Annotated in this window: 15 protein-coding genes; 6 read left to right on the top strand and 9 right to left on the bottom strand. The window is 72.6% G+C overall.

What is annotated here, in order from left to right; genetic code table 11:
• Nucleotides 1-11 precede the first annotated feature (11 nt).
• Nucleotides 12-176: a hypothetical protein gene (locus ACZ6BB_RS00500; RefSeq protein ID WP_471613127.1), complete on the top strand. Its 165-nt coding sequence runs from the start codon at nt 12-14 to the stop codon at nt 174-176.
• Between the two features lie 96 nt (nt 177-272).
• Here ACZ6BB_RS00500 and ACZ6BB_RS00495 read toward each other — a convergent pair whose 3' ends face one another.
• Together ACZ6BB_RS00495 and ACZ6BB_RS00490 are read right to left on the bottom strand one after the other, a co-directional pair.
• Nucleotides 273-1,091: an inositol monophosphatase family protein gene (locus ACZ6BB_RS00495; RefSeq protein ID WP_471613126.1), complete on the bottom strand. Its 819-nt coding sequence runs from the start codon at nt 1,089-1,091 to the stop codon at nt 273-275.
• Between the two features lie 8 nt (nt 1,092-1,099).
• Nucleotides 1,100-2,230 carry a ferrochelatase gene (locus ACZ6BB_RS00490; protein WP_471613125.1) on the bottom strand — a complete coding sequence of 377 codons (1,131 nt, stop codon included), beginning with the start codon at nt 2,228-2,230 and terminating at the stop codon, nt 1,100-1,102.
• A gap of 149 nt (nt 2,231-2,379) precedes the next feature.
• On the opposite strand from ACZ6BB_RS00490, the gene ACZ6BB_RS00485 reads away from it, so the two are divergent.
• The 3 genes from ACZ6BB_RS00485 (at nt 2,380) to sepH (ending at nt 6,334) form a co-directional block, all read left to right on the top strand.
• On the top strand, nt 2,380-3,621 hold the full coding sequence (locus tag ACZ6BB_RS00485; protein WP_471613124.1) for an MFS transporter: 1,242 nt from the start codon (nt 2,380-2,382) through the stop codon (nt 3,619-3,621).
• Nucleotides 3,581-4,900, top strand: a complete 1,320-nt coding sequence (locus ACZ6BB_RS00480; RefSeq protein WP_471613123.1) for a D-arabinono-1,4-lactone oxidase — start codon at nt 3,581-3,583, stop codon at nt 4,898-4,900. The genes ACZ6BB_RS00485 and ACZ6BB_RS00480 overlap by 41 nt, the downstream gene beginning before the upstream one ends.
• A gap of 399 nt (nt 4,901-5,299) precedes the next feature.
• On the top strand, nt 5,300-6,334 hold the full coding sequence (gene sepH / locus ACZ6BB_RS00475) for a septation protein SepH (RefSeq protein WP_471613122.1): 1,035 nt from the start codon (nt 5,300-5,302) through the stop codon (nt 6,332-6,334).
• 197 nt (nt 6,335-6,531) lie between these two features.
• On the opposite strand, the gene ACZ6BB_RS00470 is transcribed toward sepH, so the two are convergent.
• Nucleotides 6,532-7,359 carry a sulfurtransferase gene (locus ACZ6BB_RS00470; protein WP_471613121.1) on the bottom strand — a complete coding sequence of 276 codons (828 nt, stop codon included), beginning with the start codon at nt 7,357-7,359 and terminating at the stop codon, nt 6,532-6,534.
• Between the two features lie 322 nt (nt 7,360-7,681).
• Here ACZ6BB_RS00470 and ACZ6BB_RS00465 point away from each other — a divergent pair, with 322 nt between their 5' ends.
• On the top strand, nt 7,682-8,476 hold the full coding sequence (locus ACZ6BB_RS00465; RefSeq protein ID WP_471613120.1) for a VOC family protein: 795 nt from the start codon (nt 7,682-7,684) through the stop codon (nt 8,474-8,476).
• A 58-nt stretch (nt 8,477-8,534) separates the two neighbouring features.
• Here ACZ6BB_RS00465 and ACZ6BB_RS00460 read toward each other — a convergent pair whose 3' ends face one another.
• The 4 genes from ACZ6BB_RS00460 to ACZ6BB_RS00445 form a co-directional block, all read right to left on the bottom strand.
• Nucleotides 8,535-9,182, bottom strand: a complete 648-nt coding sequence (locus tag ACZ6BB_RS00460; protein ID WP_020114136.1) for a thymidine kinase — start codon at nt 9,180-9,182, stop codon at nt 8,535-8,537.
• A 61-nt stretch (nt 9,183-9,243) separates the two neighbouring features.
• Nucleotides 9,244-10,431, bottom strand: a complete 1,188-nt coding sequence (locus tag ACZ6BB_RS00455) for an alkaline phosphatase family protein (protein WP_471613119.1) — start codon at nt 10,429-10,431, stop codon at nt 9,244-9,246.
• Nucleotides 10,431-11,018 (bottom strand): DUF5998 family protein, encoded by a 588-nt coding sequence (locus ACZ6BB_RS00450; protein ID WP_086798746.1) that lies wholly within the window; start codon nt 11,016-11,018, stop codon nt 10,431-10,433. The genes ACZ6BB_RS00455 and ACZ6BB_RS00450 overlap by 1 nt, the downstream gene beginning before the upstream one ends.
• Before the next feature lie 218 nt (nt 11,019-11,236).
• Nucleotides 11,237-14,098, bottom strand: a complete 2,862-nt coding sequence (locus tag ACZ6BB_RS00445) for a bifunctional acetate--CoA ligase family protein/GNAT family N-acetyltransferase (RefSeq protein WP_471613118.1) — start codon at nt 14,096-14,098, stop codon at nt 11,237-11,239.
• A 190-nt stretch (nt 14,099-14,288) separates the two neighbouring features.
• Between ACZ6BB_RS00445 and ACZ6BB_RS00440 the strand changes: the two genes are divergently transcribed.
• Complete coding sequence (locus ACZ6BB_RS00440; RefSeq protein WP_019061039.1) at nt 14,289-14,570, top strand: HPr family phosphocarrier protein; 282 nt, start codon at nt 14,289-14,291, stop codon at nt 14,568-14,570.
• A 174-nt stretch (nt 14,571-14,744) separates the two neighbouring features.
• Here ACZ6BB_RS00440 and ACZ6BB_RS00435 read toward each other — a convergent pair whose 3' ends face one another.
• The gene (locus ACZ6BB_RS00435) at nt 14,745-15,449 is read right to left on the bottom strand and encodes a GntR family transcriptional regulator (RefSeq protein WP_471613117.1); all 705 of its coding nucleotides are present in this window, start codon (nt 15,447-15,449) and stop codon (nt 14,745-14,747) included.
• 201 nt (nt 15,450-15,650) lie between these two features.
• Nucleotides 15,651-16,439, bottom strand: coding sequence for a M23 family metallopeptidase (locus ACZ6BB_RS00430; protein ID WP_471613116.1), 789 nt, complete (start codon nt 16,437-16,439; stop codon nt 15,651-15,653).
• Between the last annotated feature and the right edge of the window lie 12 nt (nt 16,440-16,451).

Below are 16,451 nucleotides of genomic sequence, written 5' to 3'. Positions count from 1 at the left end.
GGGGGCGCAGCATGGACGCATTCACCGCAGGACTTCTGCAGCGCATAAGGACGGCCGAGTCCGACCTGACCAGGGCTCGCGACGAGGGCGACGACTTCCTCGCCGAGGTGGAGCAGGGCGAGCTCGACGACCTGCGCCGCCTCGCCGCCGATCACGGCGTGGAGGTCGGCGCCTAGGCGTCCGTTCTCCCGGCCCACTGCCCAGCCCACACGCACCACGGCGGGCCCCCGCCAGATCCAGGCCGGGGGCCCGCCGCTTTTTCGCGCGTCCGCTCAGTCGTGCCAGGCGCCGAGGTCCTCCAGGCGGGTCTGGAGGACCTCGAAGAGGCCGGGTGGGGCGGCGACGGTCAGCTCGGGTGAGAGGGGCTCTGAGGGGCGGCCACCGGTCAGGGCGCCCGCCTCCCGGGCGATGAGGTCGCCCGCCGCGTAGTCCCAGGGGTTGAGGCCGCGCTCGTAGTAGGCGTCCAGGCGGCCCGCGGCCACGTCGCACAGGTCGATCGCGGCCGACCCGCCGCGCCGGATGTCCCGCACGTACGGGATCAGCTCACGCAGCACGTCGGCCTGCCGGGCCCGCCGTTCGGCGCGGTAGCCGAAGCCGGTGCCGAGGAGGGCCAGTCCCAGTTCCGGGGCGGGGCGCACGCGCACGGGACGGTCGTTCAGGTACGCGCCCGCACCGAGGACGGCCCGGAAGGTCTCGCCGCGCTCCGGGGCGTGGACCACGCCCACGACCGTCTCGCCGTCCACCCGGGCCGCGATGGACACCGCCCAACTGGGCAGCCCGTAGAGGTAGTTGACGGTGCCGTCGATGGGGTCGATCACCCACTGGACACCGCTGGTGCCCTCGACGCTGGCGCCCTCCTCGCCGAGCACGCCGTCGTGCGGCCTGCGCTCGGCCAGCAGGGCGGTGATCAGCTTCTCGGAGGCGATGTCCATCTCGGTGACGACGTCGACCGCGCTGGACTTGGTGGCGGCGACGCCCAGGTCGGCGGGGCGGCCGTCGCGCAGGAAGGTTCCCGCGCGGCGGGCCGCCTCCAGGGCGGTCTCCAGCAGTTCGGCCCGCAGGCCGTCGGGGTGCTCTGACTGGTCGGTCACGGTGCTCCTCACGCGTACGGGCTGTCGGCGCCCGCGGCTGCGGGCCTGGGGGCGCGGGCCGGGCAGCAGCCGACCGGGCACAGGTTGTGGCTCGCGCCGAGCGCGCCGAGGGCGCAGGGGGTGACCGCGTCCTCGCCGCGCTCGACCGCCGCCCGCTCCAGGACGAGGTCCCGGATCGCGGCGGCGAACCGCGGATCGGCGCCCACCGTGGCGGAGCGGCGGACCGGCAGCCCCAGTTCCCCGCCCTTGGCCATGGCCTCGGTGTCGAGGTCGTACAGGACCTCCATGTGGTCCGAGACGAACCCGATGGGTGCCATCACGACGGCCGGGGCCCCGGACGCGTGCCGCTCCTCCAGGTGGTCGCAGATGTCGGGCTCCAGCCACGGGATGTGCGGGGCGCCGGAGCGGGACTGGTAGACGAGCTGCCAGGGGTGCTCCACGCCGGTCCGCTCGCGCACGGCGTCGACGACGAGCCGCGAGACGTCCAGGTGCTCGGCGACGTAGGCACCGCCGTCCCCGTGGTCCTCGGCCGGGCCGGAGGTGTCCGCCGAGGCGTTCGGGATGGAGTGCGTGCAGAAGGCGAGGTGCGCGCCGTCGCGCACGTCCTCGGGGAGGTCTTCGAGCGACCGCAGGACGCCGTCGATCATGGGCTCCAGGAAGCCCGGGTGGTTGAAGTAGTGCCGGATCTTGTCGATCCTCGGCGGCTGAAGGCCCTCGGCCTCCAGGGCGGCGAGCGAGTCGGCGAGGTTCTCGCGGTACTGGCGGCAGCCCGAGTACGAGGCGTACGCGCTGGTGGTGAGGACCAGGACGCGGCGGCGGCCGTCGGCGACCATCTCACGCAGCGTGTCGGTCAGGTAGGGCGCCCAGTTGCGGTTGCCCCAGTAGACCGGCAGGTCAAGCCCGTGCTCGGCGAAGTCCTTGCGGAGGGCGTCGAGCAGGGCGCGGTTCTGGTCGTTGATGGGGCTGACCCCGCCGAACAGGAAGTAGTGCTGCCCGACTTCCTTGAGGCGTTCCTTGGGGATGCCGCGCCCCCGTGTCACGTTCTCCAGGAACGGGACCACGTCGTCCGGGCCCTCCGGGCCGCCGAACGAGAGCAGGAGCAGGGCGTCGTAGGGGGTGGCGTCGTGCGCGTGTGGCATGTCTTCGATCCTGCCACCCGGCGCCGACGGCCGGGATCCCGGCCCACACCCGGGAGTGACTTAGGGGACCTCACCCGTAAGCTGTATAAACCGCAGTCACGCCTTACGAGGACGCCTCTCCTCCGCCTACCGGACCGACCGGAGACCCCGTGCCCAGCCCCTACACCGCCCTTTTCGCCGCCCCCGGCACCAAGGGCTTCACCGCCGCGGGTCTTCTCGGGCGGATGCCGCTGTCCATGATGGGCATCGGCGTGGTCACGATGATCTCCCAGCTCACCGGACGGTACGGCCTGGCCGGCGCACTGTCGGCGACCATCGCGCTGTCCGCCGCCGTGCTCGGCCCGCAGATCTCGCGGCTGGTGGACCAGTACGGACAGCGGCGGGTGCTGCGCCCGGCGACCCTCGTCGCGCTGACCGCGTCGGCCGCGCTGCTGTTCGCCGCGCACTACTCCTGGCCGGACTGGGTGCTCTACGTCTGCTCGGCCGGCATCGGCTGTGTGCCGAGCCTCGGCGCCATGACCCGGGCGCGGTGGGCGGCCCTGTACCGGGACACCCCGCAGCTGCACACCGCCTACTCCTTCGAGTCGGTCGTGGACGAGGTGTGCTTCATCTTCGGGCCGATCATCTCCATCGGGCTGTCCACCGCGTGGTTCCCGGAGGCGGGACCGCTGCTCGCCGCCTGCTTCCTCGCGACCGGCGTCTTCTGGCTCACCGCCCAGCGGGCGACCGAGCCGGCGCCGCATCCGCGCGAGCGGCACGACAAGGGCCGTTCGGCGCTGCGCTCGCCCGGACTGCAGGTCCTGGTGGCCACCTTCGTGGCCACCGGAGCGATCTTCGGGGCGGTCGACGTGGTCACCGTGGCCTTCGCCGAGGAGCGGGGCCACAAGGCCGCCGCGAGCGTCGTCCTGGCCCTGTACGCGGCCGGTTCCTGCGCCGCGGGCATCGTCTTCGGGCTGTTGCGCTTCGGCGGGGCGGCGGAACGACGGTGGCTGCTGGGCGTGTGCGCCATGGCCGTGAGTATGATCCCCCTCCTACTGGTCGGAAACTTGCCGTTCCTGGCCGTGGCGCTCTTCGTCGCCGGACTGTCCATCGCACCCACGATGATCACGACGATGTCCCTGATCGAGGAGCACGTACCACGCACGCAACTGACCGAGGGCATGACCTGGGTGGGCACCGGGCTCGCGGTCGGGGTCGCGCTCGGCTCCTCGGTCTCCGGCTGGGTGATCGACGCAGCCGGGGCGAAGGCGGGGTACGTGGTTCCGGCGGCGTCCGGGGCCGTCGCGGTCGCGGTGGGTTTCCTCGGGTACCGCCGGCTGCGCAGGCCGGCTCCTAGGCGGGGAGGGCCCCATGAGCACCACAGTGATCGGCAAGAGCGGCACGTGGCGTAACTGGGCGGGGAACGTCACCGCCCGGCCCGTGCGGGAGGTCACTCCCGCCACGGTCGAGGAACTCTCCGCGGCCGTACGGCGGGCCGCCGAGGACGACCTGCGGGTGAAGGCCGTCGGCACGGGCCACTCGTTCACGGCCGCCGCCGCGACCGACGGTGTGCTGATCCGCCCCCAACTGCTGACGGGCATACGGAAGATCGACCGTGAGGCCATGACCGTCACGGTCGCCGCCGGCACCCCGCTCAAGCGGCTCAACATGGCCCTCGCGCGCGAGGGGCTGTCGCTCACGAACATGGGCGACATCATGGAGCAGACGGTCTCCGGCGCGACCAGCACCGGAACGCACGGCACGGGCCGGGACTCGGCCTCGATCGCCGCCCAGATCCGGGGACTCGAACTGGTCACCGCGGACGGCTCGGTCCTCACCTGCTCCCCGACCGAGAACCCCGACGTGTTCGCCGCCGCCCGTGTCGGCATCGGCGCACTCGGCATCGTCACCGCGATCACCTTCGCCGTGGAGCCGATCTTCCTGCTCACGGCGCGCGAGGAGCCGATGCCGTTCGAGAAGGTGCTGGCCGAGTTCGACGAACTGCACGCCGAGAACGAGCACTTCGAGTTCTACTGGTTCCCGCACACCGGCAACACCAACACCAAGCGCAACAACCGCAGCGCGGGCCCCGAGAAGCCCGTACCACAGTTGAACAGCTGGTTCGAGGACGAGTTCCTCTCCAACGGCGTCTTCCAGGTGGCCAACTGGGTGGGCCAGGCGGTCCCCGCCACCATCCCGACGATCGCGCAGATCTCCAGCCGCGCCCTGTCCGCACGGACCTACACCGACATCCCCTACAAGGTCTTCACCTCCCCGCGCCGGGTGCGGTTCGTGGAGATGGAGTTCGCCGTGCCGCGCGAGGCCCTGGTGGACACGCTGCGTGAACTCAAGGCGATGGTCGACCGTTCGAAGCTGCGCGTCAGCTTCCCCGTCGAGGTGCGTACCGCCCCGGCCGACGACATCACGCTCTCCACCGCCTCCGGCCGGGAGAGTGCCTACGTCGCCGTCCACATGTTCAAGGGCACGCCCTATCAGGCGTACTTCACCGCCGCCGAGCGGATCTTCACCGCGCACGAGGGGCGCCCGCACTGGGGCAAGGTGCACACCCGCGACACGGACTACTTCGCCAAGGTCTATCCCCGGTTCGGCGAGTTCACCGCGCTGCGTGACCGGCTCGACCCCGAACGGCGCTTCCAGAACGACTACTTGCGCCGGGTGCTGGGCGCCTAGCCGGTCGGGGTTTCGGTGATCGTGTGAAGCGCGTCCCTCCCGAGGTCACGAAAAGGTCTGTTCCCACGACCGATTGACGTCACCCATGAGAAGTTGGGCGGCGTGCCGATCCACGCAAGTGGCCCGAATGGAGTACTGTTGCGAGCCCTGGGTCCGGACTCCCGCCAGGGTGTCCGGGGCCTCCAAGGACCGCCGGGAGGGGGATCGTTGCACAGGGTGATGAGGTTCGTCACTTAGCGTTGCGAATTGATAACCGTGCCATAACGGCGGTCCCGGGCCCACGCCCGACACGCCGGGCAACTCGGCAAGGTTGTGGCAGGCTGCACCCGGGCAGGCCACACTCGACTAGCGGAAGCAGCGACGCACGTGACGTCGGCAGGCACCACCCGGGAGGTCCCCATGCCCGAACTGCGTGTCGTGGCCGTCTCCAATGACGGCACACGGCTGGTGCTGAAGGCTGCCGATTCCACGGAGTACACGCTGCCGATCGACGAGCGGCTGCGTGCCGCCGTGCGCGGCGACCGTCCACGCCTCGGTCAGATCGAGATCGAGGTGGAGAGCCATCTCCGCCCCCGTGACATCCAGGCGCGGATACGCGCGGGTGCCACGGCCGAGGAGGTCGCCCAGCTCGCCGGCATCCCCGTCGACCGGGTGCGTCGGTTCGAGGGCCCGGTCCTCGCCGAGCGCGCCTTCATGGCCGAGCGGGCCCGCAAGACCCCGGTCCGCCGTCCCGGCGAGAACGCGGCCGGACCCCAGCTCGGCGAGGCCGTCCAGGAGCGGCTGCTGCTGCGCGGCGCCGAGAAGGACACCGTCCAGTGGGACTCCTGGCGCCGGGACGACGGCACCTGGGAAGTGCTGCTCGTGTACTGCGTCGCCGGCGAACCGCACTCGGCGAGCTGGACGTACGACCCGCCCAGACGGCTCGTCCAGGCCGTCGACGACGAGGCGCGCTCGCTGATCGGCGAGTCCGACGACCTCGGGACGCCCGAGCCGAGCTTCCCGTTCGTGCCGAGGATCGCCCGGCTGCCCCGTGACCGCCCCCTGGACCGCCAGGCGGAACGTCCCGCCCTGCCGGGGCCGCCCGAGTCCGACGAGGAGCTGGTGAGCGAACGCGACTCGCTGACCAGCATCCTGGAGGCCGTCCCCAGCTACCGGGGCGACCTGGTGGTGCCCGAACTGCCTTCCGTCGAACCGCAGGAGGAGGTCTCTTCCGTCGAGGAGGTGGCGGAGGAGGAGTCCGCGGCCCCCGCGGCCTCGGCCGGTTCCGCGTACGCGGACGTCCTCATGCCGCGGTCGGTCAACGGCCACCGCGACCGGCTCATCGGCGCCACCGACCGGCAGGCCGAGGCGGACGGCGTTCGCCCGGGCCGGCGCGCGGCGGTGCCGAGCTGGGACGAGATCGTGTTCGGTACGCGGCGCAAGAAGCAGGAGTAGCGGGCCTACGGCAGTGGGGGGCAGCCCGGTCGTCCACACGGATCGGTGTCCTCGTCTGTGTCTCCGGCGGTGTCCTGTCCGCGTCGTCGCCGACGCTGTCCGATGGTGTTTTTTGTTGATGCAGGATCGGTTATTCATACGTGTGAGGGGCCCGCGTCGTTCAGACGCGGGCCCCTCGGCATTCCGTCAGCGCCCGCTCACCGGGGATCGGGGCCGGTGGCGACCGGCCGGCTCCCGTCCCGGGACCACTCGGACCACGAGCCCACGTACAGGGCCGCCGGGATGCCGGCGACGGCCAGGGCCAGCACCTCGTGGGCCCCGGAGACGCCGGACCCGCAGTACACGCCGACCTCGGAGTCGGGCCTCGCACCGAGTCCCTTGAAGCGGTCGGCGAGTTCGGCGGCGGACCGGAAGCGGCCGGACTCGGCCACGTTCTCCGAGGTGGGGGCGGACACCGCACCCGGGATGTGGCCGCCGACCGGGTCGATGGGCTCCACGTCACCGCGGTAGCGCTCCGCGGCCCGGGCGTCCAGGAGGAGTCCGGTGCGGGCCAGCTCGGCGGCACCGTCCGCGTCGAGCAGCGGCAGCGCGCCGGGGACGGGCTCGAAGGTGCCGGGCGCGGGCCGCGGGACCTCGGCCGTCAGCGGGCCCTCCCAGGCCGCCAGACCGCCGTCCAGGACCCGCACCGAGGGGTGCCCCGCCCAGCCGAGCAGCCACCACCCGCGCGCGGCGGCCCAGTTGAGCCCGCCGTCGTACACGACGACGGGGCGGTCGGCGCTGACCCCGGCCGCCCGCATCGCCGCGCCGAAGGCGCCGGTGTCGGGGAGCGGGTGCCGGCCGCCGGAGCCCGCCGGGCCGGCCAGCTCGGCGTCCAGGTCGACGAAGACGGCTCCCGGGATATGGGCCCTGTCGTACTCGGGGCGCAGGTTCGGGCCGCCCAACTGCCAGCGGACGTCCAGGAGGACCGGCGGACGGGGGCCCGCCAGTTCGCCGGCGAGGTCGGCGGCGGAGATGATGGCGTTCATGGCTCCATCCTCGCGTACGGGGTGGCCGCGTCGCCCGGGTCCGGCTACTCTGCCCGCCGGGCGATGCCGATCACCGGGTGTACGGGATCGGACACATGCCGTACAGCCGATGGACCTCGCACGGCCGTGCCGCGGACAGCGACCGGTACCGGATCGTCCGGCATCCTCGCGCACGTACGCGTCGCACGGCGGTGCGGCGCGGGTCCGGGGCGCCACGGGTGGTGCGAGCATCGGCACGGGGCGTGATCGCGCGCGGACGCGGTACACGCGTACCGAGGGCGGACGGACACGGCCACCGCGAGGGGCCGAGGAGAGAGTGACGATGACCGAGGCACGGGGGTCGGCCGGCCTGAGCGGCGCCGCGTATCCACCGGGCACGCCCTGCTGGGTGAGCCTGATGGTGCACGGCATGGCCACGACCCAGGACTTCTACGGGGCGCTGTTCGGCTGGGAGTTCCAGCCCGGTCCCCAGCAGCTCGGCCCGTACGTGCGGGCCCTGCTCGACGGGCGCCAGGTGGCGGGCATCGGGCAGCTTCCGCCCGACCGCCATCTCCCCGTCGCCTGGACGCCGTACTTCGCCTCGGACGACGCGGACCGGACCGCGGAGACCGTACGGCACTGCGGCGGCACCGTCGGCGTGGGTCCGCTGGACGCCGGCGAGGCGGGCCGCCTGGTGATCGCCTCCGATCCCGCGGGGGCCGTCTTCGGCGTCTGGCAGGCGGCGGAGCACCTCGGCGCGGACATCGGCGGAGTCCCCGGCACCCCGGCGTGGGACGAACTGCTGACCGTCGAGAGCTCGCTGGTCGCCAAGTTCTACGAGACGACGTTCGGTTACGAGGAGGAGCCCGTGGTCTCGGCCGACGACGACTACCTCACCCTGCGCGTCGCGGGCCGCTCCGTCGCCGGGATCCACGGTGTCGGCGACGCGCTCCCCCGGGACCGGGGTCCCCACTGGCTGACCTACTTCGAGGTGACGGACCCCGACGAGGCCGCCAACCGTGTCATCGAACTCGGCGGGCGCGTCCTCGAACCCACCCACGACACCCCGCACGGTCCGGTGGCCACGCTGGCCGATCCGGAGGGCGCGAAGTTCGCCGTGGTGCACACGCAGCGCTGAACCGCCCGCTCCGTCCGTCGCCCGATCGGGTGATCCGCGGTGGCCCCCACCGGTCCCGTCAGACCGTCTCGACGGGGAGGACGTCCGGGGCGAGGGCGCTCGCGTGCGCGGAGGCCGCCGTCATCCGGCGGCGGTGGTGCCGGCGGCAGAGCACCTCGTAGCCGATGTCGTCGGGCTGGTTGACGTCGCCGACGACCACCTGGGCGCCCTCGACGACCATCTGACCGCCTATGGTGCGGGCGTTGTGGGTCGCGCGGGCTCCGCACCAGCACAGGGCCTCCACCTGGAGGACCTCGACGCGGTCGGCCAGCTCCACCAGGCGCTGGGAGCCGGGGAAGAGCTTGGAGCGGAAGTCGGTCGTGATACCGAAGGCGTACACGTCGAGGCTCAGGTCGTCCACGACGCGGGCGAGTTGGTCGATCTGCTCGGGGGCGAGGAACTGGGCCTCGTCCGCGATCACGTAGTCCGCGCGACGGCCCTGGGAGAGGTGGTCGACGAGGTACGCGTAGAGGTCCTGCCCGTCCTCGACCTCCACGGCGTCGGTGACCAGGCCGAGCCGCGACGACAGTTTGCCCTCGCCCGCACGGTCGTCCCGCGTGAAGATCATGCCCTGGAGGCCGCGCGCCGAACGGTTGTGCTCTATCTGGAGGGCCAGCGTCGACTTCCCGCAGTCCATGGTTCCGGAGAAGAACACCAGCTCGGGCATGGTGAGTTGAGCACCTTTCGGCATGGACGGCGACGGGCGGGGCCGGGTGGCGGGCAGGGCGTCAGGAGCGTACTTCGAGGAGCGGGACCAGCTGTTCCGCGGGGGTCATCGAGCCGTGGTTGCCGACCATCGCCGACTCCTTGGGCTCCCGTTCGGAGGCGGTGATCAGGACGTCGTCGTGTGCCGCCGCGACCACGTCGCCGATGCGGGCGTACACACGGTCGTCGATCCGCGGTCCGAACCAGCCCGCCGCGATCGCCTCGTCGCGCGAGGCGATCCAGAACTGCTCGCCCAGCACCTCGCGCCAGCAGGTCAGGACGTCGGCCTCCGCCCCCGGTACGGCGTACACATGGCGGGCCCGGCCCTCGCCGCCCAGCAGGGCGACCCCGGCCCGCAGCTCCCAGTCCTCGTCGAAGTCGATGCGGTGCTGCTCGTCGAACGGGATGTCGAGCATGCCGTGGTCGGCGGTGACGTACAGCGCGGTGCGCGGCGGGAGCTGCTCGGCCAGGCGCTGGACCAGCCGGTCGACGTGCATGAGCTGGCCGCGCCAGGCGTCCGAGTCCACGCCGAAGCGGTGTCCCGCGCCGTCCAGTTCGGAGTAGTACGTGTAGATCAGCGCGCGGTCCCCGGCGGCCAGTTGTTCCGCGGCCACGTCCATGCGGTCGTCGCCGGAGAGCCGGCCGTGGAAGGTTCCGCCGCTCAGCGCGATCTGGGTGAGGGGGGTGTTCTGGAAGGCGGGGGAGGTGACCTGGGCGGTGTGCACACCCGCCCGGTCGGCGAGCTGGAAGACCGTGGGGTACGGCTGCCACACCTTCGGCGCCGTCCACGGCTGCCAGCGGAGCTGGTTCATCAGCCCGTCGGTCTGCGGGTCGCGGACCGTGTAGCCGGGCAGCCCGTGCGCGCCCGGCGGCAGGCCGGTGCCCACGGAGGCGAGGGAGGTCGCGGTGGTGGCGGGGTATCCCGCGGTGAGGGGGCGGCCGGTGCCACCGCGCGAGGACGCCAGCAGCGCGGTCATGTAGGGCGCCTCGTCGGGGTGCGCCCTCAGCTGCTCCCAGCCCAGGCCGTCGACGAGGAACACACAGACCCGGTCGGCCGCGGTCAGCTCCGGTATCGACGCGGTCGTACCGGGAACCCCCATGCCCGCCGCCAGGGTGGGCAGGAGATCGGCGAGCGAGCCGGCCCCGTACTCGGGGACGGGGGCGGAGCCGAGGGCGAGGGGTTCCGGGTCGTCCCAGGTGGGCAGCGCCATCAGCGGGCGGTGTCCGCGGTCGCCTCGGAGAGGGACTGCGCGAAGGCGAGGGCCTGGCGTACGGTCTCCGGGCCGTCGCCGGCCTCGCTGACCCGCAGGCTGAGGTCGTCCGCCGTCGAGCTGCCCGTGTAGCCGTGGTCCGCCTCGCAGTTGGGGTCGCCGCAGGCGGCGGGCTCCAGGTCGATGCGGGAGACGGCACCCCAGCCGATGGTCAGGACGACCTCGCGGGGCAGGGTGCCCGGCGTGTACGACTCGGGGTTGGCGACGACGCGGCTGAGCACGACCGACGAGATCCGGCCGATCTTCACCGACTCCGTCGAGGTCGTGGCGTACGGGGTCGGTGAGGTGGTGTCCGCGGCCTGCTCGTCGGTGTGGCTCACGATGAAGCGGTTGGCCGTGAGGACGAGGACGGTGACATGCCGCCGCACCTCGTTCGCGTCGAACGTCGTCTCCTGGTGGACCAGGTACGACTTGATGGCCTCGCCGCCGACAGCGGCCTCCACCGCCTCGGCCACGAGGGCCGGGTAGTAGCCGCTGCGCTCGATCGCCGCACGCAGCCCCTGGGTCGTCGTACTGGTCTTGGCCATGATGTCCATCCTACGGTGGCGCACTGACTGCGAGGGACCGCTCTGCCGTCTCCGTTCTGTCGTGGACGGATCAATGCGGGCAGCCGCGCGCCGCCCGTACGCGGTCCGCGCGCCGTCGCAACGGTGAGCCGCGTGCCCGCGCGCGGGATGGGGCCGCGGGGCGTCGTGCAAGGGGCCGGGGCGTGGGTCGTCCCCGGTGCGCCTGCGGCGCGCGTCCCTCAGTAGACCGGCAGCGTCCTCGGGCCGAGGTCGTCGCGCAGGGGCGGGCGGGCGAGGCGCACGGTGGCGCCGAGGACGCTCAGGCCGTGCGGGGCGACGACGACGGGTTCGAGGGAGACCGCCACGACCTCGGGGTGATCGTCGACCAGCCGCGAGACGCGCAGCAGCAGTTCCTCCAGCGCGTCCGTGTCGACGGGGGCGGAGCCCCGCCAGCCGAAGAGGAGCGGCGCCGTCCTGATCGACCGGACCAGTGAGGCCGCGTCCCGCTCGGTGGCCGGAATCAGGCGGTGCGCCATGTCGCCGAGCAGCTGCGAGGCGGGCCCCGCGAGCCCGAACGAGAGCACGGCGCCGGCCGCCGGGTCCACCACCGTCCGGACGATCGTGTCGACCCCGCGCGGGGCCATCCCCTGCACGACCGGACGCAGTTCCCCGGGGCTTCCGAACAGCTCCGTCAGCTCCGTGTACGCCCGGCGCAGCTGCTCCTCGTCCGCCAGGTCGAGCCGGACGCCGCCGAGGTCGGCCCGGTGCCGCAGGTGCGGGGCGGTCGTCTTGAGCGCGACGGGGTAGCCGATGGCCGCCGCCGCCCGGGCCGCCTCGTCGGGGGTGGGGGCGGGCCGGGCCTGCCGCAGGCGGATGCCGTAGCGCCCGAGCAGCGCGCCCGCCTCCTCGGCGCCGAGCGTGAGCCCCTCGCCCGTGGACAGCAGCGCGTCGATCCGCTCGGCCGCCCCCTTCTCGTCGATGTCCTCGTACGCGGGCACCCGTCCCGGCTCCGCCGTCTCCCGCCGCCACTGCGCGTAGTGGACGGCCTCGGAGAGCGCGCGGACGGCCCGCTCGGCGGCCGGGTAGGCGGGGATGAGCCGGGAGGGAGGCTCGGTCACGGCGCCCGTCGTCCCACCCACCTCCGGCGTCGCCCGGAGCTCGGCGGGTGCCGGCAGCTCGCGCGGCAGGGGGGCGGGGCCCTCGGTGCCGGGCACCCGGTCGCCGGCCTTCGGTGCCGTACTGGCCGCGGCCGACAATGCCTCGGCCAGCCCGCCCAGCTCGACATGGACGACGAGCACCGGCTTCGAGGGGTTCCCGGCGGCGGCCGAGCGCAGCGCCTCGGCCAGGGCCGCGTCCCCCGGTGACGTCTCCCCCAGGGCCGGTATCGCCGTCACCACCACCGCGTCGCACGCGTCGTCGGCGAGCGCCCGCGCCAGCGCCGCGTGGAAGTCCCGTGCGCCGGCCCCGGTCGTCAGGTCCAGCGGCGGGAGCGGCCGCAGGCCCTCGGAGAGGCACGCGTCGTACGTGAGCATCGCCAGCGACTCGGAGTTCCCGAGGATCGCCACCCGGGGCCCCGCCGGCAGCGGCTGCCGGGCCAGCAGCAGCCCCGCGTCGACCAGTTCGGTGATCGTGTCGACCCGGATCACCCCGGCCTGCCGCAGCAGCGCGGACACGGTGGTGTGCGGCAGTTCGGTGGCGCGGACGGCGTGTCCCTGGGGCGCGGAGCCGTGGCGTGCCCCCTGCACCACCACGAGCGGCTTCACCGCCGCCGTGCGCCGGGCGAGACGGGTGAACTTGCGCGGGTTGCCGATGGACTCCAGGTACATGAGGACGACATCGGTGTCCGGGTCCTCGTACCAGTACTGCAGGACGTCGTTCCCGGAGACGTCCGCGCGGTTGCCGGACGACACGAACGTGGAGACGCCCGTCACACCGGTGACCCCTCCCCCGCGCCGGTGCAGCCGGGACAGCAGCGCGATCCCGATGGCGCCGGACTGGGCGAAGAGGCCGATGCGCCCGGAGCGCGGCGCCTCGGGGGCGAGCGAGGCGTTGAGCCGTACTTCCGGGGCCGTGTTGATGATCCCGAAGGCGTTGGGTCCGATGATGCGCATGCCGTAGGTGCGTGCCTGGCGCACCAGTTCGCGCTGGCGCTCGCGCCCGTCGGGGCCGCTCTCGGCGTACCCGGCGGAGAGGACGACGAGCCCCTGCACGCCGTGTTCACCGCACTCGGCGACGACCTCGGGGACGTGTGCGGCGGGGACGGCGACGACCGCGAGGTCGACGGGACCCTCGATGTCGGTGACGGACCGGTGGGCGGGCACCCCGTCGATGTCCTTGTCGTCCTCGGCGAGGGCTCTGTTCACCGCGTACAGCCGCCCGGTGAAACCCGCGGCCCGGAGGTTCGCGAGGACGCTGCGGCCCACTCCCCCCGGCGTGCGCCCGGCGCCGATGACGGCGACCGAGCCGGGGGCGAGCAGGCGCTGGACCGATCTGGCCTCGGCGCGCTGCTCCCGGGCGCGCTGCACGGCGAGGGAGCGGTCGGTGGGCTCCAGACCGAACTCCAGGCGGACGACGCCGTCCTCGAAGCTGCGCCTCTGCTGGTACCCGGCGTCGGTGAACACCTTGATCATCTTGCTGTTGGCGGGAAGCACCTCGGCGGCGAAACGTCTGATGCCGCGCTCGCGGGCGACCGCGGCGATGTGTTCGAGGAGGGCGGAGGCGACGCCGCGGCCCTGGTGGGCGTCCTGGACGAGGAAGGCGACCTCCGCCTCGTCGGCGGGGGCGGACGCGGGCATTCCGTCGGCGCCGATGCGGTCGTAGCGTACGGTGGCGATGAACTCGCCGCCGACCGTGGCGGCGAGCCCCACCCGGTCCACGAAGTCGTGGTGAGTGAAGCGGTGGACGTCCTTGGCGGACAGGCGAGGGTACGGCGCGAAGAAGCGGTAGTACTTCGACTCGTCCGAGACCTGCTCGTAGAAGCTGACCAGACGCTCGGCGTCATCGACGGTGATGGGCCTGATGCGTGCGGTGCCGCCGTCGCGCAGCACCACGTCGGCCTCCCAGTGGGCGGGGTACTCGTGCCGGTCCGACGAGGTCTGCATGGGCCCCAGAGTACGGCTCGCGTCCGGCTACGGCGCGGGGCAGTCTGGGGAAGCACAACAGAAGCGCGAGAGCCGGTTCGTGGCCAGGCCGTGGGCCCGTTCCGCTCCGTCGCGCCATATGGGAAACTGGTCTAGACAACCCGGTCTAGACCACTCTGCACCACCCGAGACATCCGAAGGGCAGCATCACATGGCTGAGCGCCGCGTCAACGTCGGCTGGGCCGAGGGCCTCCACGCCCGACCCGCATCCATCTTCGTCCGGGCCACCACGGCCTCCGGTATCCCCGTGACGATCGCCAAGGCCGACGGGAACCCCGTCAACGCGGCCTCCATGCTGGCGGTCCTGGGCCTCGGCGCCCAGGGCGGCGAGGAGATCGTGCTCGCCTCCGAGGCCGAGGGCGCGGACGCCGCGCTCGACCGTCTGGCGAAGCTCGTGGCCGAGGGGCTGGAGGAACTCCCCGAGACGGTCTGAACCACCGGGTGACCGGCCGACGGGAACGAAAAGGCCCGAAAGGCCGGCCGTACACATGTCGAGGGCTCGTCCGATTTATCGGGCGGGCCCTTCGCCTTTTCGTTCTTTTTCCGTTCTCGGGCAGCAGAAATAATGCCCCGCAGAATTCCTGTCCCTTTGTATACGGCTTCCGTGTTAATGCCGCAGGCTCGGCGTGTTTACGGGGTGTTGCGAAGTCCTCACACGGTCCGGCCGATCGGTCCCGCCGGCCCCGCCCGGAAATCGGAACCGGTGCGCGGCGGTGGCCCGCTCGGTGTGCAGTGACGTGATGGTGCGAGCCCGGTCGCTGTCCCCGCGCGCGACGGCGTCCACGATGCCGCCGTGCTCCGCCCAGGACTCCACCGGGTCGGCGGGCGCCTCGACCGCGTACATCCAGGCGATCTTGTGCCGCAGCTGGGCGAGTGTCGAGGTCAGGGCGGGGCTGCCGGACGCCTGTGCGAGCGTCTCGTGGAACCAGCCGCCCAGGGAGCGCAGATCCTCGCTGGTGCCCCTCCTGGCCCGCTCCTGGCCCAGCCTGACGAGGCCGCGCAACACCTTGAGGTGCGCCTCCGTGCGTCGCTGGGCGGCCCTTGCGGCGCCCAGCGGCTCCAGCAGCATGCGCATCTCCAGCAGGTCGGCGGCCTCCTGCTCGGTCGGCTCGGCGACGCACGCGCCCGCGTGGCGCCGGGTCACCACGAAGCCCTCGGCCTCCAGCGTGCGCAGCGCCTCGCGCACGGGGACCCGACTGACGCCGTACCGGCGGGCGAGCAGTTCCTCGGTGAGGCGGCCGCCGCGCTCGTAGACACCCGCGACGATGTCGTCTCGGATCGCCGTGCATACCGAATGCGCCGGAATACGCATGACCGACCTCCGCCTTAATCCCCGTGAAACGTCGATGATTGACGTGTGTTCCAGTGACTCTATTGCAGCGGGACCGAATTTCCGATGGCGGGCCGGAATCCAGGGATATTTTTTGGACAGGAGGTGCGCCGCAAGAGGTTCGCACGACGCGGAAAGCCCCGGCTCGATGAGCCGGGGCTTTCGGAAGCGTGGAGCGAGCTGTCAGACGTTCACACCGTGCGAGCGCAGGTAGGAGACGGGGTCGATGTCCGAGCCGTACTCGGCCGTCGTGCGGGCCTCGAAGTGCAGGTGCGGGCCGGTGACGTTGCCGGTCGCCCCGGAGAGGCCGATCTGCTGGCCGGGGGTGACCGTCTGGCCGACGGAGACGCCGATGGACGACAGGTGGCCGTACTGGGTGTACGTGCCGTCGGTCATGCGGATGACGATGTTGTTGCCGTACGCGCCGCCCCAGCCCGCCTCCACGACGGTGCCGGAGCCGACCGCCAGGACGGCCGTGCCGGTGGCGGCGTGGAAGTCGACGCCGGTGTGGCTGCCGGAGGACCAGACGGCGCCGCCGGTTTTGTAGCCGGTGGAGATGTAGGAGCCGCTGATGGGCGAGACATAGGTGTTGAGGCGCTCGCGCTCGGCCGCGCGGGCGGCGCGGGCCTTGATCTCCTCGCGCTCCTTGGCGGCGGCACGTTCCTGCTCGGCCTTCTCGGCGGCGGCCTTGCGGGCCTCCTCCTGCGCCTTCTTCTTGACCTCGGCCACCTCGGCGGCCTGCTGCTGGGCGGCGGCCTGTGCGTCGACCTGGTCGGCGACCGTGTCACCGAGGACGATGACCTGGTTCAGGCCGGTCTGCTCGACGGCGGGCTCCTCCGCGGCGAGCGCGGGGCCGGCCAGGGTGCCGATGACACCGGTGGTGGTGAGAGCGGCGACGCCCACGTTCCTCGTGGTCGTGCGCTGCACACGGCCGGGACGGCGGTGCTTCCCAGGGGCGCGGGTGAACGCCATGAAGTGGCTGGT

It is taken from the genome of Streptomyces sp. NPDC041108 (assembly GCF_055592645.1).
The sequence above is the reverse complement of the archived record's forward strand: the minus strand, read 5'-3'. Positions and strand labels throughout refer to the sequence as shown.